Source organism: Bifidobacterium sp. 7101 (assembly GCF_000499285.1).
GTDB classification, from domain to species: Bacteria; Actinomycetota; Actinomycetes; order Actinomycetales; family Bifidobacteriaceae; genus Bombiscardovia; species Bombiscardovia apis_A.
In genome coordinates this window covers 253,550-276,660 of sequence record NZ_AWUN01000002.1, presented here as the reverse complement: position 1 = coordinate 276,660, position 23,111 = coordinate 253,550, and the positions used below count along the sequence as shown (strand labels likewise).

Genomic DNA, 23,111 nt, shown 5'->3' with positions numbered 1-23,111 from the left:
CCCTTTATTGCGGCCCGGTGCCGGTCATAAGGCCGATTCCTTGCGGAAAAAACGAATTCTCAAATTATCGCCGGCAACCTGCCGTGCCGACCTTGTTTTTCGGGTCCAGTGCTGGAGGTTTACTAGAACATATGTTCGATTCTACGTCATCAGTGGTCATGGTGGTGCTTCTCCTGCTGATCGGTATAGTCCTGGGAGGACTGGCCGGGTATGTGCTGGGTCGCGCCCAGGGTCGGAAGGCCGTCGGCATGGGGTCCGACGGCCAGGTGGATGAACTGCGTGCGCAGCTGGATCAGGCCCAGGAACGGCTCCATGGATCCGATGCGGCTCTGGTCGAGGCACGGACCAAGGTGGACGGCCTGAACCGCGAGCTCTCCTTTGTCAAGTCCCAGCTGGCCCAGGCCCAGCAGGCCGAACAGATCAGAATCGAGCAGGAGCGCCGCCGCGCCCAGGCTCAGGAGGAGGAGAAGCGGCGCAAGCAGGCTGAGAGCATGGAGGAGGAGAGCAAGGTGCTCTCGGCCCTGGCCCCCGTGCAGAAGAATCTGGATGCCCTCCAGCACAAGGTGGCCCAGATCGAGGAGGGCCGCAAGCAGGAGATGGGCTCCCTGGGACAGCAGCTGAAGAGTCTGGGTGAGCAGCAAGGGCGACTTGACAAGGAGACCAGTTCACTGGCTTCGGCCCTGCGCAACAACAAGGTGCGCGGCGCCTGGGGAGAGGCCCAGCTCAGGAATATTGTCGAGTCTGCGGGGCTCCTGGAGCATGTGGACTTCGACACTCAGGTTGTGGTAACCGCCTCGGATGGCCGCGTCCTGCGTCCCGACATGGTGGTCCACCTGCCCGGCGGCAAGACCATTCCCATTGATGCCAAGGCTCCTTATTCCGACTACCAGCGGGCCTGCGAGATTCCCGATACTGCTTCGGACGACGAACTGCACCGCCGGGACGAGCTGCTCAAGGCACATGCCCGGGCCCTGCGCGAGCACGTCAAGGCCCTGGCCGACAAGGAGTACTGGAACGCCTTCGAAACGGCTCCGGACTTCGTGGTGGCCTTCATCCCCAACGACTCCCTTCTGCAGGCTGCCCTGGAGGTAGACCCCACCCTGATGGATGATGCCTTTGCCCAAAAGGTGGCCCTGACCTCGCCGGTGACTCTCTGGGCTGTGCTCAAGTCGGTGGCCTACGCCTGGCAGCAGCAGAACCTGTCCGAGGACGCCCGCACTCTCTTTACATTGACCCACGAGCTCTATGACCGCTTTGTGGTCTTGGGTGATCGGGCCAACAAACTGGGCCGTTCCATCACTGCCACAGTGACCGCCTACAACAAGTTCGCCTCCTCTTTGGAGTCGCGCGTTCTGGTCACCGCCCGCAAGCTGCAGCAGATGGATCCCTCCAAGGTCATCGATTCGGTTGACATGATCGATTCAGACAAGGGCAATATCAGGGAGCTGACCGCTCCGGAAGTTTTGCCTGACCAAGGGCAGTGAGTGCCGCTTAGGGGCCTCCGGCGCTAGTCTGATAAGCATGAACGAGGCAACGAAGAGACAAGAGGGTTCATCCTTCAGGCCCACTGGGTCGCCTGATCTGGTCGGACGCGAATCTGACGTGGACCTGCCTGAGCCGGTCGATCAGCTGCGTGAACTCCTGACCCAGGAGATCGGCGGGCGTCCCTTCACCGAGCTGAGCGGGGTCACCTTCCATCATCGCGGGGCCGAACTTGCCGGGCATGTTCTTCTGGACACCCTGGAGGATGCGGGCTATTCAGTCGACGACTTCGATGCGGTTGGGGCCCTGACCGCCGCTGCCGTGCCACTGGCTGATGCCATGCTTCATGCCGCAGCCTCGCGTGGGCAGGATCTGGACGCCTTTGTCATGGACTTCGTTTACCCCTCCATCAAGGGCCCGTCCATCGAAGGCAGACGGGTTATCCTTCTGGATGCTTGGCTGGGCCGGAAATCCTATGTGCAGACCTCGTCCCTGGTTACCTTGGGCAGGAATAACGAACTCAATCTTGACTGTGGGATCATCCAGCGTCAGGGCGCCAAGACGCTGGCCATCGCCTCGCTGGTGGGTGGCCGGACCGATGGCAGCATTCAGGTGGTCGATCCGGTGGACGGATCCCGGCAAAGGCTACCTTTCATCTGCGCCTACCAGGAGGATCAATTCGTCGGTGCGGCCGACGACTCCCCGGAGCGGTCATGAGGGAGCCTGACCCAGTGACCCGAGCGGCCATGGCCTCAGATGAGCCCGTTTTCCGGCAGGTAGGGGTCGGCCCCTGGCAGGAAGAGCATCCTGAACAGCCCATGCCGACGGATCCGCGCTATGACCGCGAACTGCTGGAGCAGGGGGATCGGCGCAACGTTCTGGACCGGTACCGCTATTGGAAGGTCGAGGCCATTCGGGACGACCTGGACCGTCGGGGTCGTCATGATTTCGAGGTGGCTGTGGAGAACTGGACCCACGACTTCAATATCGGCTCCATGGTCAGAACCGCCAACGCCTTCGCCGCCCGCCGCGTCCATATAGTCGGTCCTCATAAATGGAACCGCAAGGGCTCGCTGATGACCGAGCTCTACCAGCACGTGGTCCACGATCCCGATATAGCAACCATGGCGTCCACCCTGCAAGAAGAGGCGGCCGGGCAGGGGCAGTCCGCCCCCCGCATGATTGCTATCGATAACGTCCCCGGGGCAGTCCCTATGGAAACCTATCGCTTTCCTCGCCGCTGTCTGCTTATGTTCGGCGCCGAGGGGCCGGGGCTGTCCGAGAAGGCCTTGGAGCTGGCCGACGATGTGGTCTACATCTCCCAGTTCGGCTCGGTGCGCTCCATCAACGCCGGCGCTGCGGCTGCCGTGGCCATGCACTCCTGGATCTGCCAGCACGCGGAGGTGGCGGGTCCATGATTGGCATCGACTCGCTGACCAAGCGCTTTGGCTCCCGCAAGGTACTGAACCGTGTCTCTTTCACGGCCAGGGACGGTCGGGTGACCGGGTTTGTGGGGCCTAAAGGCGCTGGCAAGTCGACCACACTGCGCATTGCTCTGGGCCTGGTTCGCCCTGACGCAGGCAAGGCCCTGTTCGATGGCCAGCCCTTTGTTCGGCTCTCATCGCCCATGCGGACAGCGGGGGCTGTACTGAATCCACCCAACGCCCATCCTGCCTGCAAGGCCAGGGATCACCTGCTGGCCCTAGCTGCGATCAGTGGTATTGATCACGGTCGGGTGGACCAGGTGCTTGAGATGGTCGGCTTGCAATCGGTCGCCGACAGGCCGACAGGTTCCCTTTCTCTGGGGATGAGTCAGCGACTGGCCTTGGCTGCAGCCCTTCTGGGCGACCCGCACAACCTGGTTCTGGATGATCCCCTTCACGGTCTGGATCCCGGGGGAGCCGAGCGGGTGAGGGACATTTGGCGCGGTCTTGCTTCACAGGGCAGGGCAGTCCTCCTGAGCTCCCGTAAGATCAACGAGGTGGCTCAAATCGCCGACGATCTGGTCATCATCGCCAAGGGGCGGATCCTGGAGAGAACGACAGTGGCCCGGTTTATTGGCGAGCACTCCCATGACTCCATCTATGCGGTGACGCCGCAACCCGACCAATTAAAAGCCGCCCTGGCCACGGCTGCCGGAATCAGCATCACCCGCCTGCCGCCAGACGAGAGCTGTCCGCCCGATGCTGCCCGCTTCCGCATCCAGGGTGCGCCCCTGGCTTCCACAGCCTCGATTCTGGCCCAGGAGGGTGTGGTGCTCTATGATTTTCAGCCTGAGGAAGTTTCCCTGGAACAGGCCTACAAGGACATCATCCGCGGTAGAAGGGATGCACGGTCATGAGTGCGGACAGCGGCCGTCGAGTTCGCCGGAGTCGGCGAGAGATACCCGCAGGACCTGATAAGGCAACTCCGCGGCATGGTTCCGCTTTCACTCGGCTACGTCGAACCCCGGGGCTGTCCTTCCTGGATTCGCGTCGTCCATCCGGTCAGTTGACCCTTTTCGGGGCGGTTCGAGGAGAGCTGCGCAAGATGCTCTCCCTGCGATCGACTTGGGTCCTGCTCCTGATCGTCATGCTGCTGCAGCCGTTGAGCACCGGCCTGATGGCCTGTGCGACCCGGGTCCTGGCTGGCCTGGGCTGGCAGACCAATCACCTTCTGGCCCACCTGTTGCCTGCATCCAGTGACGTTTTCTGGTCGGCCGTCGTTTCCGGTCTGTTTCCGGGCATGATTGTGGCGGGCATTCTGGGTGTTCTGGTCCTTACTCGAGAGTTTTCCGGCGCCACCATTGAGAGCACGCTGACTGCCAATCCTCGTCGGGGCATGGTCCTGATGGCCAAGGGCCTTGCCTTGGCCTTGTCGACCTGGCTGGCGGCGCAGGTAGGCCTGCTGCTCAGCTGGATCCTGGCGGCCCTGCTTCTGCCGGGCAGATTGGGGACCCTGCCCGCTTACAAGCCTGGGCTTGCTCTGCTTGATCTGCTGGGCGGTCCGCTCATCCTGGTCCTCTTCGCTTTGATGGGCCTGGGTCTGGGGGCTTTGAGTCGATCCAGGGCAGGCGGGGTCGGCCTGTTTCTGGGACTGACGTTGATCTTGCCACTGATTCTGGGCCTCTTGGGGGGTTTGGTCCCTCATGTCGGCTGGCTGCAGGCCCCCTTCAGACTGACGCCAACCAGCCTGCTGGTCACCTTCCTCTCTGGCCTGAACCGGGCGGCAGAGACAGGTATCAGATGGTGCCCGACCTGGTGGCAGGCGGGCCTGATCCTGATGGTTTGGACGGCCCTAAGCTGTGCTCTGGGAACCCTGGTCTTTAGGCGCGCAGACATCGGTTGACCCTGCCTTCTGCGTGTCATAGAGCACCCATATGATAAGTGGTATGCCAACTTTTACACGTGAAGAGATCAAGCACTTGGGCGATTTGGCCCGAATTGCCTTGACCGATCAGGAGGCTGACCGCCTCAAGGGCGAACTCAACGTGATCGCCGATTCCATTACCAAGGTCCAGGAGGTGGCCGGCGGCGACGTGCCCCCCACTGCCAATCCCATTCCCCTGGAGGCCTACCTGCGCCCCGACGAGGCTGAGGAACCGCTGACCCAGGAGGCTGCCCTCTCGGGGGCGCCGGTCACCGAGTCGGGCATGTTTGTGGCCCCGCGCATTCTGGGTGAGGAGTGAAAAGATGAGCGCACAGGAAGAATTGGTCAAGCAATCCGCCTCCGACATGGCCGCACAGCTGCGGTCGGGGCAGGTCTCCAGCCGCGAGCTGGTTCAGGCTCATCTGGATGTGATCGAAGCCGCCGAGCCCAGCATTGATGCGTTTCTGCAGGTCAGCGCCGATCAGGCCCTGGAGCAGGCCGATGCCTTCGACCAGCACCTGGCCCATGAAGGCGCCGAGGGGTTGCCGGAACTGGCCGGCGTTCCCATTGCCATCAAGGACATGATCGTCACCAAGGGCATTCCCACTACAGCCGCCTCCAAGATTCTCGAGGGATGGGTGCCGCCTTACGACGCTACCGTCATCAAGAAGCTCAAGGCCGCAGGGATGCCCATTCTAGGAAAGACCAACCTGGACGAGTTCGCCCAGGGATCTTCCACTGAGCACTCGGCCTTCAAGACTACACACAACCCCTGGGACACCGAGCGGGTTCCAGGTGGCTCGGGGGGCGGCTCGGCCTCGGCTGTCGGCGCCTTTGAGGCCCCGCTGGCCCTGGGCACCGACACCGGCGGGTCCATTCGTCAGCCCGGATCCCTGACCGGCACCGTGGGCGTCAAACCCACCTATGGCGGCGTCTCCCGGTTCGGGGCCATCGCCATGGCCTCCTCTCTGGATCAGATCGGTCCGGTTTCCCGGTCTGTGCTGGATGCGGCCCTATTGCAAGAGGTCATCGGCGGCTATGACCGTCGAGACTCCACCTCCATTCCCAAGCCGGTTCCCCCTCTGGCTCAGGCCGCTCGTCAGGGCCAGAATCGCGATTTGAAGGGCCTCAAGGTGGGTCTGGTCAAGGAGCTGGGTGGCGAGGGCTACCAGCCCGGCGTCGAGGCCCGCTTCAACGAGGCCGTCTCGCTGCTGGAATCCATGGGTGCCGAGGTGGTCCAGGTCTCCTGCCCGCACTTCCCCTACGCGCTGGCCGCCTACTACATCATCATGCCCTCCGAGGTCTCTTCAAACCTGGCCCGTTACGACGGCATGCGCTATGGCTTGCGGGTCATGCCCCCCGAGGGCGTCCCCCAGACGGCTGCCAACATGATGGCTGCCACCCGTGAAGCCGGGTTCGGCGACGAGGTCAAGCGCAGGATCATCCTGGGCATCTACGCCCTGTCCGCCGGCTACTATGACGCCTGGTACGGCTCCGCTCAGAAGGTCCGCACCCTGGTCATCCGCGACTTTGAGAAGGCCTTCGAGCAGGCCGATGTCCTGGTATCGCCGACTTCGCCGACCACGGCCTTCCGCTTTGGCGAAAAGATGGACGACCCGCTGGCCATGTATCTGAACGATGTGGCTACCATTCCGGCCAACCTGGCCGGCACTCCGGCCATGTCGATTCCCGCCGGGCTCAGCGACGACGGGCTGCCTGTCGGCTTCCAGTTCTTCGCCCCTCAGATGCGCGACGAGGTCATGTACCGGCCTGCGGCAGCTCTTGAGGCGGCCCTGGAGGAGCAGTGGGGCGGGCCCATCTCCAAGAAGCTGTCCACCCCCTGGCTGGATGGTCTGGCTCAGGATTCGACCAAGTAGGCATCGGAAGGAAACGGAATCACAATGGCTGAAAAACTAATGAAGTATGCCGATGCCGTGGCCAAGTACGACCCGGTGTTCGGCCTGGAGGTCCACGTCGAGCTGTGCACCAATACCAAGCTCTTCTGCCCGGCCCATATCGAGTTCGGCGGCGAGCCCAACACCCAGCTGACCCCGGTCTCACTGGGTCTGCCCGGCAGCCTGCCCGTAGTCAACAAGACCGCCATCGATTATGCGGTCAAGCTTGGCCTGGCCCTGCACTGCAAGGTCAACGAGTGGAGCCAGTTCGCCAGGAAGAACTACTTCTACCCGGACATGCCCCGCGACTATCAGATCTCCCAGTATGACAAGCCTCTGAATGGCGAGGGCTATCTGGACGTGGAGCTGGACGACGGCAGCATTTTCCGTGTGCCCATCGAGCGGGCCCATGTGGAGGACGATGCCGGCAAGAACACCCACGTGGGTGGGGCCGATGGCCGTATCGAAGGCGCCGACCACTCCTTGGTGGACTACAACCGTGCCGGTGTTCCTCTGGTTGAGATCGTGACCAAGCCCATCGAGGGTGCTGGGGCACGCACCCCCGAGGTGGCCGGGGCTTATGTCCGGGCCATCCGCGACATCGTCCGCGCCCTGGGCATCTCCCACGCCCGGATGGAGCAGGGCAACATGCGTGCCGACGTCAACGTCTCCCTGCACACCGGGCCGGATGCCCCTCTGGGAACCCGGTCGGAGACCAAGAACGTCAACACCTTCAAGGGCATCGAGAAGACCCTGACCTACGAGATCCGTCGTCAGGCCGCCCTGCTGGAGTCCGGTGGGGAGGTGCTGCAGGAGACCCGTCACTGGGATGAGTCCACGCAGACCACTGCCGGCGGCCGAGTCAAGACCGATGCCAATGATTACCGTTACTTCCCCGATCCTGACCTGGTCATGGTCCATGTGACCAAGGACCATATCGAGGAGCTCAAGGCCCAGATGCCTGAGATGCCGCGCGAACGCCGCGCCCGCCTCAAGAAGGAGTGGGACTTCACCGACCGGCAGATGCAGGACGCGGTCAACGCCGATGCCGTGGATCTGATCGAGGATACGGTCAAGGCCGGCGCCACGGCTGCCGGAGCCCGCAAGTGGTGGTTGGGCGAGATCTCGCGCGAAGCCAACGCCCGCGGGGTCAGCCTGCAGGAGCTGCCCATTTCGGCTCAGGATGTCGCTGATGTTGAGCAGCTGATTGCTGACGGCAAGCTCAATGACAAGCTGGCCAAGCAGACCGTCTCCGGCGTGTTGGCAGGCGAGGGCAAGCCAGCCGAGGTCGTCAAGAAACACGGCTATCAGGTGGTTTCGGATGACGGGGCTCTGGACGCAGCCGTCGATCAGGCCCTCAAGGATAACCCGGACATCGTGGCCAAACTCAAGGGCGGCAATATGAAGCCCATGGGCGCTATTATCGGAGCGGTCATGCGGGCCACCAAGGGTCAGGCCGATGCCAAGGCGGTCAGCAAGATCGTCATGGAGCGCATCGCCAAGTCCTGACCGCACCTGGTCCGCCGGCCTGGTTCCAGCGGGTTCGGACCGGCGGACCTGCCCGGCTTCTCATGGTTTTCCCAGGGGCGAGGGATTACAATTGATTGCCATCGCAAGGTGGCGATCATGGAGGTGACGTGATGTCTATGAGCGGCAGGGGCAATGACCGACCGCAAACGCAATCCGAGGGATCCGAAGATGCGGCGAACAGACAGCTGCCCGATCGGATTGAGATCCCCTATATCAGGGGCGAAATGTTGCACCTGCGGCCGGCTGTCATCGCCGATCTGACGGCAATGGACCAGCTGGAGGCCTTCTACAATTCCACTGGCATCACCGGCAAGGGACCTAACGCCGAACGAGCAGTGGTCAACGCCTGGGTGCGTCGGTCGGTGGCCTGGTCCAAGGGTCTGGCTGCCCGTGATTCGGGCGTGGGCGATCCCGAGTCCCGCCGCACCCTGGCCTGGGCCATGGTCACTGATGCGGACACTGACCAGGACGGCTCGCCCGATGCCGATGCCACCAAAGGGGTCATTGGCATGATCTTCCTGATTGATGTGGACGGCTGGTCCCGCTCGGCCAGGATCCAGGTGGTTCTGGGCAGACATTTCCGCGGGCGCGGCTACTCCCGGGATGCCATGCCTAGAATCATGACCTACGGGTACGCGGCTGCTCCTACGGGTCTGGGCCTGCACCGGATCTGGGTGGCTGTACCAGAGAAAAACACACGCTCAATCTCCGTCTATCAGTCCCTTGGATTCATGATCTCAGGCACCTCCCGTGATGCCCTCTGGGATGCCGAGAACGGCAAGTATCAGGATCAGATCGTCATGGATGCTCTGGTCGACGAGTATGATCCCATCCGTTCTTTGAATGCTTTCGGCATGCATGTCATCCGTGAAAATCCCGGTGTGGCTGAAGCCCTTGTTGCACATGGATACGCCGCGGATGAGGATGGCGGTATCAGCGAAGCCAAGTCTGAGGAGTCCACTCCAGTGGTTCAGGATTCGCAGCCATCAGACGACCAGGCTAATCTGACCCCGAAGAGTGGTTCACATTCAGAGAAATCTGCCGATGGCCATGCAAGACCCAAGAGCAGACATGATGAGAAGGTGGGCCTTGGTCAGACGAACGCCGAGGATGCGGGGGAGGAGTCTGCTTCCGCAGAATCCGCTGCCGAGCAGTCTGATGAGGAGCATACGGCGTCGGATTGGGCCTATGGGTCGACCGAGACCAAGCGATCCAAGCGTGCCTGGTGGCGTACGCTTGGCCATGGCCGTGATCGCGCGAATGGAGGTAGTCGATGAGTGCTGAGGATCTCGACAACTACGAGACCAACGCCGAACTGGCCCTGTATCGCGAATACCGGGACGTGATCAAGCTGTTCACCTATGTGGTCGAGACCGAGCGGCGGTTCTACCTGGCCAACAAGGTGGATTTCAACGTCCGATCCGCCGGGCAGGATGTCTACTTTGACGTTCGGCTGACCGATGCCTGGGTCTGGGACGTCTACCGATCCAGCCGGTTCGTCAAGAACGTCCGCATCGTCACTTTCAAGGATGTCAATGTAGAAGAAGTACAGAAGACAGACATCGACATCCCCGATGCGTTGGGCTAAACATCGCCCAGGGGCGAGCATCATCACGTTTGTTCCACGCAATGGCGGGAATTCGTGTGGGAAGTCGCTCGGCAGCATCTGACTGGGGACGAGCCGGGTACAGTGGTGATGATTTCATACGGTTTTCAGGAGGTTGGCATGGAGCGCAAACAGTCCGTGGTTGTCATCGGCGGAGGGCCCGCCGGCTTGACAGCGGCATGGGAACTGGTCAAGGACGGCGGCGACGAGCGCTATGACGTCACTGTGTTGGAGGCCACCAACGCTTTTGGCGGCATCTCCCGCACGGTCCGGCACAACGGCAACCGCATGGACATCGGCGGCCATCGGTTCTTCTCCAAGGATGACCGGATTATGGACTGGTGGAAGGAGGTCCTGCCTCTGCAGGGCGCACCCTCCTATGACGATAAAAAACTTGGCCGCCACCACGACCTGGAGCCTGGCGGTCCCGACCCGGAGAAGACTGACCGGGTCATGCTCAAGCGTCACCGCGTCTCCAGGATTTACTGGAACCACCATTTCTTCGACTATCCCATCTCTTTGACGCTCAACACTCTCAGGGCCATGGGCTTCAAGCTGACCATGCAGGCCGGGTTCAGCTATCTCAAGTCCGTCGTCCACAAGCTGCCTGAGGACAACCTGGAGAACTTCTACATCAACCGGTTCGGCCGCAAGCTCTACTCCATGTTCTTCGAGGGCTATACCGAAAAGCTCTGGGGCCGTCACCCCCGCGAGATCAGCGCTGACTGGGGCGCCCAGCGGGTCAAGGGGCTCAGCATCATGGGCGTGCTCAAGAACGCCTTCCAGAAGCTGCTGCCCAAGAAGCGCGATGCCCATCAGGTCGAAACCAGCCTGATCGAGGAGTTCTGGTACCCCAAGCTGGGTCCAGGACAGCTCTGGGAAACCGTGGAGCGTCGCAATGTGGAGCATGGGGTCCATGTGATCACCGATGCCCGTGTGATTGGATTGACCCAGCAAGACGGCCACATGACCGGTGTGGTCTATCGCAACGCTGATGGCAAGGATGTGACCTTGCAGGCTGACCAGATCATCTCCTCCATGCCCATCAAGGACCTGGTGGAGGCCATTGCCCACGAGGAGCCCTCCACTGACAAGGAAATGGTCAGGGTGGCTCAGGGCCTGCCCTACCGCGACTTCGTAACCGTTGGCCTGCTGGTCCGCCACCTGCGCATCCGCAACACCACCTCCATCAAGACCTTGGGCGATCCGCCCATCGTTCCCGATTGCTGGATTTATGTGCAGGACCCCGGCTACAAGATGGGCCGAATCCAGATCTTCAACAACTGGAGCCCCTACATGGTCAAGAATGTGGACGGCACTGTCTGGATCGGCCTGGAGTACTTCTGCAAGGAGGGCGATGACTTCTGGAGCATGAGCGATCAGGAGACCACCGACTTCGCCATCAAGGAGCTGACCCGGATGGGCATCATCAACGGGCCTGCCGACGTGCTGGACTCGCATCGGGAGCGTGTGGTCAAGGCCTACCCGGCCTACTTCGACACTTACGCCCAGATGCCTGAGCTGGTCAAATGGCTGGACTCCTTCGGCAACCTCTACTGCGTGGGCCGCAACGGGCAGCACCACTACAACAACCAGGACCACTCCATGGCCACATCCATGGAGGCCGTGGCCAACATCAAATCGGGGCGTAACGACAAGACCAACGTTTGGAACGTCAATACCGAGAAGTCCTACCACGAGGAGAAGTAAGCAAACCTCGGCCTTCGTTTTCTTCCAAGCCTCCGACTGCAGGGTCGGGGGCTTTGTCATTTATGACAGGGCGATGGCCGGTGCCTTCAGAGGCAGGCCCAATAGCTGCGAGAAGAAGGCCACGCTCTCGCGGACCCGTTGGCGGACCACCTCTCTGATCTGTGGGTGGCCTGCCGCCCCTCTGCCATTGCTGACGATGGACGAGAGCCCGTCGGCCATCAGCCAGGCCACAGTGCGGGTGCCGGCTGTTTGGATCAGCTGGGTCTGAGGCAGGTCGTCCCGATCCAGCCAGCGGTCCAGGGCCTTGGTCAAAGGGTCGATGATCTGTCTGACGAAGCCCTCCATCACATTGCTGTTGGTGCTCAGATAGTTGTACCAGTTGGCCTTATCAGCGAAGATGACATCCATCTTCCAGATGGCCCTTATCAGATGCGGGCATATGTCGTCCAGCGCCTCTTGAACGCTCAGATCGGGATCCTTCAGAATGTCGACCACATTGTCCACGTAGGAGGCCAGATAGGTGCGCACGCAGGCATCTATCAGGTCGTCCTTGGATTTGAAGTAGTAATAGAAAACGCTCATGCCCACGCCCTTGCCGTGGTTCATGGCGTGGATTACGTCACGCAGGGAGGTGTTTGCAGCGCCTTTCCGGTCGAAGACCCGCATGGCGGTGGTTACGAATTCGCTCCGCCGTTGCTCACGCAGAGATGATCGGTCATTCATATGCCCAGTCTAGAGGTTTACCCATGAATTTTTGGACACGCAGGCCGATTCTTGCACCGGTCGGCCGCACGTTGTAGGCTTATGGAAGTTCGATAAGCCGAGTCGGCATCGAATTTTCATGAGCGGTACCCCCGCACTATTCTCAAGCTATTTGCCTAGCCTAATTAGGTATAGCGAAGGAAAGGCATTACAACAGTGGCAACAAGCCAAGATATTCATTCCATGAAGCTGCCCGAACTCAAGGAATTGGCCAGGCAGCTGGGGTTGCGCGGTATTTCCGGCATGCGCAAGCCTGTCCTGATCGAGACGATCGAGGCGGCACGCTCGGGCGGCAAGGCCCCTGAGGGAGTAACCGTTGGTAAGCCCAAGGCTGCGGCCGCCGTGGCCAAGGAGGGCCAGGCCGCCAATCAGCAGCCGACAAAGCAGGAGGAGAAGTCCTCTTCGGAAGGCGGACAGGAGACCACGGATACCAAGGAATCCGAGGAATCCAAGGACGATCGTCCTGTCGGCGACCTCTTCGATGTTTTGGGTATTGACGATCATAAGAGCGGCCATAGCGAGCACCGGAACCGCTTCCCCCATACCGTGGCCGACGAGGAGAATGTGGTCATATCCCGTCGCCGTCACCGCAACACGGATTCAGCCCGAGGCTCCCACACCAACCGTGGCCGGAACGAGCGCGAGCATGGCGAGGAGCGCGAAGGCTCCAGCTCCGGTTCAGTGCGCAATTTGGACGATATTCTGGCAGCCCTGCCCTCACGCAATGATCGGCCCCGTCGGCGCAGCTACGAGGATCGCGGCGATGAAGGGCGTGACTACCGCCATAACGGCTATGATCGCCGGAACCGTGGTGATCGCAACGACCGCAATGACCGACGCAACCGCAACAACCATCGCAGCAACGGCCGGGATCGTGACTATGAGCCCAGGGAGAACTTCAAGCCCGAGGATCTGGTCCCCGTGGCAGGCATTGTGGATGTGCTGGACTCCTACGCCTTTGTGCGCACTTCCGGCTACCTGCCTGGTCCCAACGACGTCTACATCTCCATGGGCCAGGTCAAGAAGTACGGTCTGCGCAAGGGCGATGCTGTACACGGTTCCATCCGTCCCCCTCGCGAGGGCGAACACCGCAACCAGCGACAGAAGTTCGTCCCCCTGCAGGCCATCGACACCATCAACGGCATGAGCGTGGAGGATGCCGCAGGGCGGCCCCACTTCAACAAGCTGACCCCTCTCTACCCGCAGGAGCGCATGCGGATGGAGACCCAGCCCAAGAACATCACCGGTCGTCTGATCGACATCGTCGCTCCCATCGGCAAGGGTCAGCGCGGTCTGATTGTTTCGCCGCCCAAGGCCGGCAAGACCCTGACCCTGCAGTCCATCGCCAACTCCATCACCGCCAATAATCCTGAGGTGCACCTGATGGTGGTCCTGGTGGATGAGCGGCCCGAGGAGGTCACCGACATGGAGCGCACGGTCCAGGGCGAGGTCATTTCCTCCACCTTCGACCGTCCCGCCAGCGATCACACCACCGTGGCCGAGCTGGCCATCGAACGGGCCAAGCGCCTGGTGGAGCTGGGGCAGGATGTGGTGGTCCTTCTGGATTCCATGACCCGCCTGGCACGTGCCTACAACATTTCGGCTCCCGCCTCCGGCCGTATCCTCTCCGGCGGTGTGGACGCACAGGCCCTCTATCCGCCCAAGCGTTTCTTCGGCGCCGCCCGCAACATCGAGAACGGTGGCTCCCTGACCATCATCTCTTCGGCTCTGGTGGAGACCGGGTCCAAGATGGATGAGGTCATCTTCGAGGAGTTCAAGGGCACCGGCAACATGGAGCTGAGGCTGACCAGGGATCTGGCCGACAAGCGCATGTTCCCCGCCATCGACATCAATGCCTCCGGCACCCGGCGCGAGGAGCTGATCACTGCTCCCGAGGAGCTGGCCGTGGTTTACCGGTTGCGTCGCCTCCTGGGCGGCATGGAGACCGAGCAGGCCTACCAGACCCTGGTGCCCAGGCTGAAGAAGACCGCCACCAACCGGGACTTCCTGGCGGCCATCAACCAGTCCATGCTGGCTCAGAAGTGACTCGGGTCTGACGCCTGACACGTTTATTGGGCCCCATCCGCGATTCAGTTAACGGATGGGGCCCAATGCATAGGCAGCTACGAAACAAGACAGCCGTTTAGGACGATGATCCATTCGAAACCTGTCGGCCCTGGTTTTTCATAGTATCGTCGCCATTCTGTCATACTGCCATCCTCTTCTCCCGCCGCTGGAATCTGGCAGCCATGGCCGCACCCATGGCCAGCAAGCCGGCTAAGACCAGCAGGACCATGCCGGTGCTGCCGGTCAGGGGCAGTACGGCCAACTGGTCATAGGTGTAAGGCAGGGTTTGATCCTTTTGATCTACGCCTACCAGGCTCCATTGAATGACGGTGTCCACCTGTCCGGGCCTGTAGCGTGGAGTGAGTGCCAACCATGTGCCATTCTGGTACTGCGGAGTTCCCTCCGCAGACAATCCGGCGAAGATGACCGCCTTAACCAGACTTCTGATCACGACAGCCTGTGGTGTCTTGCTGTTCAGGTCCGGTCCGGACTGGTCATCGCCCAGCTGGCCGGCATCGTCGGCGCCCCATCCGTAGGCCAGACCGTCAGAGCCCAGGGCCAATGAGCTCGAGTCACCCGTGCTGACGGCAGTGAACCTGAAATCTCCAGGCACGTCCTTGGGTTCGGCCAAGAATGTGGGATCTGCGCTCTCTGCGGCATTGCTCCAGGTCAGAATCCGCCCGTCGGAACCCAGAGCAGAGGATGCTCCGGTGCCGGCGCTGATCTGCGTGATGGCAAACCCCGTCGGCAGTCCGTCGGGAAGGGCCAATAGGGCGGGGACTTTCTTGCTCTCACCTTTGACCTGTCCCCAGGTCCAGATGCGTCCCTGGGAATCCAGGGCCAGAGCCTGATGGTCTCCGGCGCTGATGGCGCTCATCTCGCCCGTCAGTCCTTGAACCGCAGACGGCGTGGGGTTGGCGCCGTCAGCCTTGACCGGCAGGGTGGGATCGCCCAGCTGGCCGGAATCATTGCTGCCCCAGGCGTAGACTTGTCCATCCACGGTCATGGCTAGTGAATACCGGCTTCCGGCGCTGATTGCCGTTGTGGTCGTCGGAATTCCGGTCACCATGGCAGGGCTGGTTCGCCCGTCTGGTGAGACGGCATCGCCGCCGGCGTTATCCAAGCCCAGCTGACCGTATTGGTTGGCGCCCCAGGACCAGACTCGTCCCTGGGAATCCAAGGCCAGGGCATGCCCGCCGCCGGCGCTGATGGACTGGATCTTGGCCGGCAGGCCGGGTACCAGGTGGGGCCTGCTTTGGGCGTCCAAGGTGGAGTCACCCAGCTGGCCGACATCGTTGTTGCCCCAGGCGTAGACCTTCCCATCGGAGCCTAGGGCCAGGCCATAGTCACCGCCTGCGCTGACCTGGGTGAAGACGAAGTCGGTTTCCGCATTCTCGGGCATATCCACTCGGACCGGCATGGTGCTGGCGTTGCCCTTGGGAATGTTCGCGTTGCCCAGCTGGCCGTTGTTGTTCTTGCCCCAGGCGTAAGCCATCCCATCGGATCCCAGGGCCAGGGACCAGTGGGAACCGGCACTGACCTGACTGAAGCGAATGCCTCGCAGGGCTGGCGGTGTCAGGGTGATCTTTGTTCCGCCCATCTCGGTTCCATGGTCTGGTGTCATGGTCCAGTTCTGACTCTCAGGGCTCCAGTGGGCCTTGAGCGTCATGGAACTGGTGACTGGCTTGGAGAAGTCGTAGGCGGTCTTGCCTAGGAACCAGCCATCGAAGCGATAGCCGACCTTGGTCGGGTCAGCACTGGGGCGGACTGCCCGCTCTCCCGCTTCCAGACTCTGGCTGGGTGGCGCTGGTGAATCGCTCTCCGATTGGAAGGTTACAGTCACCCCGCCCGACAGGTAACGGAAAGGCAGGTGGACCTGGGTCTGTTCTTGGTCGTTCAAGGTCCATGTCAGGGTCACATCCACCAGCCCTGGGGCGTGTGGTGGGGTGGTGGCCGTCCAGGTCCCGTTCTTTTGTGCCTTCATTCCGGTGGTGATATCCGTGGTGTCGAATTGGAGTCCTGTCAATTTTGCCGGCCAGGGGAAGGCGACCGCGGAGGGCCGATTATGGCCGGTATCGCCGCTGGTGCCCTGACCCAGCTGACCCTGGGTGTCTCTCCCCCAGCTGTAGGTCTGGCCGTCGTCGCAGATAGCCAGGTTATACTCCTCGCCAGCGTCGATGCTGATCCAGTGTCGACCGGCAAGCTTCGGATCCTCCAAACGTTCCGGAGTGGTCTGGGGGCTGTCTGCTGCAGGGGTCTTACCGTCGCCCATTTGTCCGTAGCTGTTGTCGCCCCAGGTCCAGATATCGCCATTGGAATCCAGAGCCATGGCATGGCTGAGATGGTAATTGCCGCCGCCAGTGATGGCGGTGATTCTGGTCCCCTGCGGGAAGCTGACCTGAACCGGGTCTTTGAACACGTCGGTCTTGCTGGCGCTTGACCCGTTGCCGATCTGGCCGGTTTCGTTCATTCCCCAGGTCCAGACCCTTCCCTGGTCATCCAGGGCCAGGGTGTTCTCGAAGCCGTCTGCGATGGCCACCACATGGACCTTGTCAAGGCCGTGGATCTTGATTGGCTTATAGTTGCCAACGGCCGCACCGGCGGATGGGTCCAACTGGTGGAAAAGATTGCTTCCCCATGACCATACCGTGCCAGCGTCGTCCAGAGCGGTTGAGTAGTCCAATCCGGTCTGCACAGCTATGATTTTATGGTTTTGGTCGAATCCCTTGATGAGGTTGGGTCTGTAGTCGCATATGCCGGTGCAGTCATCTCTGCCGCTCTCTCCGTCGCCGCAGGTGCCCCAGGCGTAGACGTTGCCATCCGATCCTATGGCCAAGATGTGGGTGTAATTGCCGTTGACGGCCTTGTAGGTGAATCCAGCTGGTGCCCCTTCAGGCAGCATCACCTTGACCGGGTATTCCGAGTAGTTATGCATGCCACTGTCGGCCACATTGGGGTTGCCCAAGGTCTTCAGATAGTTGTAACCCCAGGACCAGAGGGTGCCATGGTTGTCCAGGGCCATGCTGAAGAATTGCCCAGCGTTGACGCTGACAAACCGAAAATCCTTGTCATTGCGGACTTCTTCGGGCCGGGGCACCCTTATGGGCGTTGACCGGTCGACAATAGTGCCATCGCCCAGCTGACCAGCACGGTTAAAGCCCCAGGCGTAGACATTGCCATCCGATCCCAAAGCCAGGGAGAACCGGATGCCTGCACTGACCTGGCTGAAACGGACACCGGAGGGCGGGGGTGGGGTAAGGGTCACCCCGGTACCTCCTGATTCGGGGCCCTCCTGTGGCTGCATGGTCCAGGTCTGGTCGGCGCGGGCCCACTTGGCTTTCAGGGTCAGGTCCGCGTGTACAGGAGCGGAGAAGTCGTAGGCTACCTTTCCTGCGAACCATCCTTCGAGAACGAATCCTCGGCGGGTGGGGTCAGGACTAGGGCGCGCAACCTGGGCGCCATCAGCCACAGTCGAAGTTGTCGGAGTTGCAGACTGCATGTTGTAGTCGAAAGTGACTGTGTGGCTGGTGGTATTCGACGGGGATGCGGCAGTCGGGGTCGGATCCGAAGAACCAGTGGCGCCGGGCGACGGCGAGGACGGCGAGGTGGGCGATGTGCTGGCGGCAGGCGCTGATTTTCCTGTTGCCACGGCACCAGAGCCATTGGACAGGGTGGGCATGCCCGACGGTGATGATGACGGACCGGGGGAAACCGAGGGAATCTGTCCGGGAGTATTGGTTCCAGTACCAATTGCTCCATTTCCCTGAGTTGCGACTGCGGTCTCATTGGCTTCCGGCGCTGCTTGACCGAATTGCAGGCCGAGCATGCTGCAGGCGACTAAGACGCAGCATAGGCTGACGAGCAGTGTGACGCGACGACTACGTACCATCTTCATGTGAAGGCATCCTCCCCCATGCGTCCGGCACTTGTATAGGCAGGTGTAGACGAACGAAACTCTCCCCAAGAGTCAATAATCCCATCCAATACAATAACACCAATGTCAAGATGGAGAGGAGCCCGGCATAGTCGCTTAGGGCGCTTGATTAGACTGGTATTTTATGAGCGATGCAAAGATGGAAACAGTGATCGATGACCAGGCGCAGAGCGGGGGTCCACAATCCCAGGCCGCCCGCCAGGTGGAGGAGCTGCGTGCAGATGTGGACACCATTGATGCCGCCATAGTCGCCATGATGGCTGAACGGTTCCGGGTGACCCACCGCATCGGTCTGCTTAAGGCCCAGGCAGGATTCGCCTCGGCGGATATGCACCGGGAGAGTGCACAAATAGCTGTCTTGCGAGACAAGGCTGATGATTATGGGCTGGATCCTGAGCTAGCTGAGGCCTATCTGCATCTGGTGGCCGATGCCGCCAAGCGGGAGCACGAACGGCTGGCCAGCCAGGCCAACTCACGCTGAGGCGATTTAAATGCACAACCTCCGGCTCTGCGAAATGGTCAGCGCCCGAGCTTCTTGGCCGATAGGGATAAAGGTGGCAAGCTTGCCCTTGCTGTCTGTGGAATTATGAAGCTTAGGAGGGATTTGGCATTACTCATAGTGGAGTAATGGGGTGGTCCCGTTGTACTTGGGGGTTGGCGGGACCACCCCGTGTCGGGATTGTTGAGTGTGCTCCCGACTTTCCTTACTCGTGTCAAGAATGGTAGTGGGACGGCTTCAGGTTCACATGATACCGTGGACTTTTTGGCTCATGCGATGTCGTCTGGCGGCCAGTCCGCTGCTAGCAAGTATGAGTCCGACTAGAAGGGCGGTCATGATGCCTTGCTGCCCGGTCAGGGGAAGAACCCCTAACTGTATGTATTTGTAAGTGTTAGTGGTGTCGTCCGGTTCCGCGGAACCGTTCAGGCTCCACGCAATGGTGACGGTGACTTCCTCAGGTGCGTGCCAGGGAGTGGTGACCAGCCAGGTGCCATTGTGAAGATCAGTCGGAGTGCCTGGGCTGGGGGTCTGTCCGAAAGTGACGCTTTCAGCTTTGGGCTCGCCAGGGAAGATAGCCTTTACGGGGGTATTCATATAGGTGGAAGGGTCGTCCCATACAGATGGGTCGCCATGCTTTTTGTTGCCGAGTTGACCGGAGCTGTTCTGTCCCCAAGCGTACAGCTCGCCATCTTCGCCGATCCCCACGGTGTGGTATCCGCCTGCTTCCAGTCTGTTAAATGCGTGTCCGGCGAGAGTCTGAGGAGATGACGGGCTGGTAGTAATGACATCGTTAGCCCGCCACGAGGTGCTGTTTCTCCCATCGCCTAATTGGCCTGACGCGTCCAGTCCCCAGGTGTACCACTTCCCGTCGGTGCCTTCGAGCGTGGAATGATAGTAGCCAGATGCAATGCGGGTTGCGGTGACATCGGAAGGCAGCTTGACCGCTGTGGGTTTGCTCAAGCTTGCCTTGGTATAGTCCCATATGGAGGAAGCGCTCGTGCCCATACCCAGCTGGCCTGAGCTATTGAGTCCCCAGGCCCAGACCTGTCCTGTGTTGTCCAAGGCCAGTGAGTGGTAGGCTCCTGCGGCAAGCTGGGTGATTCGGGTGTTCCCATCCATTGAAACGCGTGTCGGCAGGCTCTTGCTTTTTGAGTTAAGACCAACAGCACCGGCATTCTCGCCATTGCCCAACTGTCCCGTTCCGTTGAGTCCCCAGGCCCAGACCTTGCCAGTGTCATCCAATGCCAGTGAGTGGTATGCTCCAGAAGCGATTTGCGTGAATTTGACTCCGGTGGGTGACTTCACCTTAGTTGGGGCCTTGGCAATGACCGTATTGTCATCTCGGTCCGATCCCAGATGTCCATCGCCTAGCTGACCTGCACCATCCAGTCCCCAGGCCCAGACCCCGCCCTGTTCATCCAAGGCCAGGGAGTGATAGTAGCCAGCGGCAATTCGTGTGAATCGGACACCCGTTGGCATCTGGACTTTTACAGGAGCGGTACTGTTGACGGAATCATCTGTGGTACCCGAGCCGTTTCGGCCATCCCCTAGCTGCCCCGAACCGTCCATGCCCCAAGCCCAGGCTTGTCCAGAACTGTCCAAGGCCAGAGCATGCAAACCTCCCGCGCTGACGGCGATGAAACGTGCCCCCTGGGGTGCTGCGACTCTGGTAGGCGTGTCTCTTAATGCGGAATTGTCTTTTGAACCAGCACTGCCGATCCCAAGTTGGCCCTTAGCATTCGATCCCCACGAATACAAGGCTCCATCGCTGCCGAGGGCCAAGGAGAAGGCATCACCACCACTGACCTGGCTGAACTTGATACCTCGGGCAGCCGGAGGTGTCAAGATCACATTGTCACCGCCAGTTGTTGCCCCTTGCTTGCGATCTGTGCTCCACGATCCATCCCCCTTAGTCCAATGCGCGGCCAAGGTCATATCTCTGACCACAGGATCAGCGAAATTGTATGCGACCTCATTTAAAAACCATCCGTCAAACAACCAGCCTGCTCGGACGGGATCGGAAACAGGGCGAACAGCCTGCCCGCCATCGTCAACCCACTGGGATGGAGGTGCGGATGAATCTTCGCTGGTCATGAAGGTGACCTTGTGCTTGGTGGCAGAGAGGTAGCGATAATCGAATTGCTCGGTTGGGCGGGTTCCCTCCATACTCCAGTCAACATCCAGCTTCACCAGTCCCTCGGGGTGGGCAGGTGATGTTATCTTCCACGTCCCATTGGCTTGCCTGGATGGGATGGTCGTACTGGGTATCCCGTCAAATTTGGCGCCGGTGATACGTGCTGGTTCCGGGAAGAGCACTGGATTTGGATGGGAAGTGTCCTCTTCCTCGCTGGTATCATCCCAGATCCCGCCTTGAATCGTATTTCCATTGCCTAATTGGCCAGAGGCATTGTACCCCCATGAGTATGTCTGCCCATCGCTGCCAAGAGCAATAGAGTGTGAGTATCCAGCACATATCTGGACGGCATGGATGTTATTGGGCATCTCCACCTTGTTCGGCTTGGCGACGCTGACTGAATTGTCGATATAGTTGCTCCCGCTTTGTCCGTTGCCTAGTTGGCCAGAGCCATTGAGTCCCCAGGCCCAGGCTTGACCTGCCTCGTCAATGGCTGTGGTGTGGTAAGCGGTGGCGTTGATTTGCATGAACTTGGTGCCGCCTGGTACCTGAACTTGAACTGGTTTGTTTGTATCCGCACTTGTGCTTTCCGCATCCCAGATTCCTTTGCTGCCCTTAGCGCCGTTGCCTAGTGCGCCTGAACTATTCAATCCCCAGGCCCAAGCCTGTCCTGTGTTGTCGATTGCTAGGGAATGGTAGGCTCCGGCACTAATCTGTTTTATGACGACTGTATTCGGTAACTGCGAAAGGGTGGGAGTGGGGGCGTTGACGCTCCCATCCATATAGCTGGTGCCATTCTTTCCGTTGCCGATTTGGCCTGATCCATTCAGTCCCCAGGCCCAGACCCTGCCCTGTTCGTCCAAGGCCAGGGAATGGAACCAACCGGTGCTGATGGCAGTTATTCGGGAGTCGTCGGGAATCCGTATCTGAACAGGTTTGTTTTGTACCGGATTGCTCTTATCTCCCGTCCCTGTTCCCAGTTGCCCGGCATTGTTGAGTCCCCAGGCCCAGACTCTGCCATGATCGTCCAGGGCCAGCGATTCTACCCCTCCGGCGCTGATCTTGGTGAAGTGAACTCCAGTTGGCATGACTACCTTGGTGGGCTGATCCTTGTCTGCGGTATTGTTGAAATTGCTAGTGGTGCTTGTTCCGGGATCAACGCCGATACCCAGCTGTCCTGTTCCGTTCAGTCCCCAGGCCCAGGCGTTACCGTCGTTGTCCAAGGCCAGGGAGTGGTAGAAGCCGGCGGAGACTTTCGTAAAACGTATATTGGCTGGTGACTGGATCTTGACAGGCGTTGCCTTACTGGCGCTATTGTCCGTATAGCTTATGTTCTTATTTCCAGTAGCGTGTTGGCCGTTGCCCAGTTGTCCGGAGCCGTTGAGTCCCCAGGACCAGGTGCTTCCGTCGGATGCCAAGGCCAGGTTGTGGTAAGCTCCTGCGCTGATCTGGGTGAAGCGTATGCCTCGAGGCTGAGGAGGCGTCAGGGTCACCTCGGTGCCTCCCTGGGTGCTCCCGTGGTCTGGATTCATGCTCCAGATGCCCTTGACTGGCGTCCAATGAGCTGTTAGAGCTAGATTTGATGTCACAGGCTGGCTGAAGTCATAGGCAACATCGCCATTGAACCAGCCATCGAAGGAGAAGCCCTGACGGGTGGGGTCAGCAGGTCGTTGGGCATTTTGCCCGCTTTGTAGATTTTGCGTTTCCGGAGTAGGCAATCCGCCTGCCGGATTGAACGATACTTGGTAGCTGGATTCGATTTGCGGAACTGGAGCAGATTGGATACTCAGAGGCGAGGGAGACGATAGAGTCGGGGATGATGGAAACGGCGAATACGAGTTCAGCGGCGAGGAAGATGGTGAGGGGATAGGGGATGATGCCGAGGATGAATGGGGGGTTTTATCGTTAGTTCCTGCTTCAATATTATTAGGATAATAAGGTATATTTAACTTCCGACCCCCCCCCCCCCTCGATTCTCATATGAACTTTGTTCTTGGGAAGCGGGAGCAAAATCCTGAGCCGCGTTAGCGCAGGTCAAACCAGTAACAGCGCACAGGCCGAGCGTGGTCAATACCGTGAAAACGCCGCGAATAAGCTGTTGCTTCCCCATGAGTTCCTCCTCCAAAGCACAGACCAGCCCGAAA

At 60.3% G+C, this 23,111-nt stretch carries 17 protein-coding genes and 1 pseudogene; 14 read left to right on the top strand and 4 right to left on the bottom strand.

Annotated elements, in window-relative coordinates; genetic code table 11:
- Window positions 1-131: 131 nt before the first annotated feature.
- The 11 genes from rmuC to P272_RS0103700 all read left to right on the top strand — a co-directional run bounded on the left by rmuC (window position 132) and on the right by P272_RS0103700 (window position 11,571).
- Complete coding sequence (rmuC, locus tag P272_RS0103750; RefSeq protein WP_029678215.1) at window positions 132-1,484, top strand: DNA recombination protein RmuC; 1,353 nt, start codon at window positions 132-134, stop codon at window positions 1,482-1,484.
- A gap of 37 nt (window positions 1,485-1,521) precedes the next feature.
- On the top strand, window positions 1,522-2,199 hold the full coding sequence (locus tag P272_RS0103745) for an orotate phosphoribosyltransferase (RefSeq protein ID WP_044097735.1): 678 nt from the start codon (window positions 1,522-1,524) through the stop codon (window positions 2,197-2,199).
- Window positions 2,196-2,900 (top strand): TrmH family RNA methyltransferase, encoded by a 705-nt coding sequence (locus P272_RS0103740; protein WP_029678213.1) that lies wholly within the window; start codon window positions 2,196-2,198, stop codon window positions 2,898-2,900. Before P272_RS0103745 ends, P272_RS0103740 begins: the two co-directional genes overlap by 4 nt.
- Entirely contained in the window at window positions 2,897-3,823 is a 927-nt protein-coding gene (locus tag P272_RS0103735) for an ATP-binding cassette domain-containing protein (protein WP_029678212.1), read from the top strand. Before P272_RS0103740 ends, P272_RS0103735 begins: the two co-directional genes overlap by 4 nt.
- The gene (locus P272_RS0103730) at window positions 3,820-4,809 is read left to right on the top strand and encodes an ABC transporter permease subunit (protein WP_081709033.1); all 990 of its coding nucleotides are present in this window, start codon (window positions 3,820-3,822) and stop codon (window positions 4,807-4,809) included. Before P272_RS0103735 ends, P272_RS0103730 begins: the two co-directional genes overlap by 4 nt.
- 43 nt (window positions 4,810-4,852) lie before the next feature.
- Window positions 4,853-5,149, top strand: coding sequence for an Asp-tRNA(Asn)/Glu-tRNA(Gln) amidotransferase subunit GatC (gatC, locus tag P272_RS0103725; protein WP_029678210.1), 297 nt, complete (start codon window positions 4,853-4,855; stop codon window positions 5,147-5,149).
- A gap of 4 nt (window positions 5,150-5,153) precedes the next feature.
- Window positions 5,154-6,707: an Asp-tRNA(Asn)/Glu-tRNA(Gln) amidotransferase subunit GatA gene (gene gatA, locus P272_RS0103720; protein WP_029678209.1), complete on the top strand. Its 1,554-nt coding sequence runs from the start codon at window positions 5,154-5,156 to the stop codon at window positions 6,705-6,707.
- A 24-nt stretch (window positions 6,708-6,731) separates the two neighbouring features.
- Window positions 6,732-8,234: an Asp-tRNA(Asn)/Glu-tRNA(Gln) amidotransferase subunit GatB gene (gene gatB / locus P272_RS0103715; RefSeq protein WP_029678208.1), complete on the top strand. Its 1,503-nt coding sequence runs from the start codon at window positions 6,732-6,734 to the stop codon at window positions 8,232-8,234.
- A 131-nt stretch (window positions 8,235-8,365) separates the two neighbouring features.
- Window positions 8,366-9,532: a GNAT family N-acetyltransferase gene (locus P272_RS0103710; RefSeq protein WP_029678207.1), complete on the top strand. Its 1,167-nt coding sequence runs from the start codon at window positions 8,366-8,368 to the stop codon at window positions 9,530-9,532.
- A complete protein-coding gene (locus P272_RS0103705; protein ID WP_029678206.1) occupies window positions 9,529-9,843 on the top strand; it encodes a DUF2469 domain-containing protein in 315 nt (104 codons plus the stop codon). The genes P272_RS0103710 and P272_RS0103705 overlap by 4 nt, the downstream gene beginning before the upstream one ends.
- 138 nt (window positions 9,844-9,981) lie before the next feature.
- Window positions 9,982-11,571 (top strand): NAD(P)/FAD-dependent oxidoreductase, encoded by a 1,590-nt coding sequence (locus P272_RS0103700; RefSeq protein ID WP_029678205.1) that lies wholly within the window; start codon window positions 9,982-9,984, stop codon window positions 11,569-11,571.
- Between the two features lie 60 nt (window positions 11,572-11,631).
- Here P272_RS0103700 and P272_RS08870 read toward each other — a convergent pair whose 3' ends face one another.
- Window positions 11,632-12,294, bottom strand: coding sequence for a TetR/AcrR family transcriptional regulator (locus P272_RS08870; RefSeq protein ID WP_029678204.1), 663 nt, complete (start codon window positions 12,292-12,294; stop codon window positions 11,632-11,634).
- A 195-nt stretch (window positions 12,295-12,489) separates the two neighbouring features.
- On the opposite strand from P272_RS08870, the gene rho reads away from it, so the two are divergent.
- A complete protein-coding gene (gene rho, locus P272_RS0103690) occupies window positions 12,490-14,379 on the top strand; it encodes a transcription termination factor Rho (RefSeq protein ID WP_029678203.1) in 1,890 nt (629 codons plus the stop codon).
- Window positions 14,380-14,539: 160 nt separating this feature from the next.
- Here the strand turns inward: rho and P272_RS0103685 are convergent, their stop codons facing one another.
- Window positions 14,540-17,899, bottom strand: coding sequence for an RCC1 domain-containing protein (locus P272_RS0103685; protein ID WP_172636703.1), 3,360 nt, complete (start codon window positions 17,897-17,899; stop codon window positions 14,540-14,542).
- A 19-nt stretch (window positions 17,900-17,918) separates the two neighbouring features.
- Between P272_RS0103685 and P272_RS09425 the strand changes: the two genes are divergently transcribed.
- Both P272_RS09425 and P272_RS0103680 read left to right on the top strand, forming a co-directional pair.
- Window positions 17,919-18,167 carry a hypothetical protein gene (locus tag P272_RS09425; RefSeq protein WP_172636702.1) on the top strand — a complete coding sequence of 83 codons (249 nt, stop codon included), beginning with the start codon at window positions 17,919-17,921 and terminating at the stop codon, window positions 18,165-18,167.
- Between the two features lie 291 nt (window positions 18,168-18,458).
- Window positions 18,459-18,815 carry a chorismate mutase gene (locus tag P272_RS0103680; RefSeq protein ID WP_029678201.1) on the top strand — a complete coding sequence of 119 codons (357 nt, stop codon included), beginning with the start codon at window positions 18,459-18,461 and terminating at the stop codon, window positions 18,813-18,815.
- A 261-nt stretch (window positions 18,816-19,076) separates the two neighbouring features.
- On the opposite strand, the gene P272_RS08865 is transcribed toward P272_RS0103680, so the two are convergent.
- The gene (locus P272_RS08865; protein WP_052323173.1) at window positions 19,077-22,499 is read right to left on the bottom strand and encodes an RCC1 domain-containing protein; all 3,423 of its coding nucleotides are present in this window, start codon (window positions 22,497-22,499) and stop codon (window positions 19,077-19,079) included.
- Window positions 22,500-22,526: 27 nt separating this feature from the next.
- Window positions 22,527-22,727, bottom strand: a pseudogene (locus tag P272_RS09620) (InlB B-repeat-containing protein); the annotation flags it as partial.
- Window positions 22,728-23,111 lie beyond the last annotated feature (384 nt).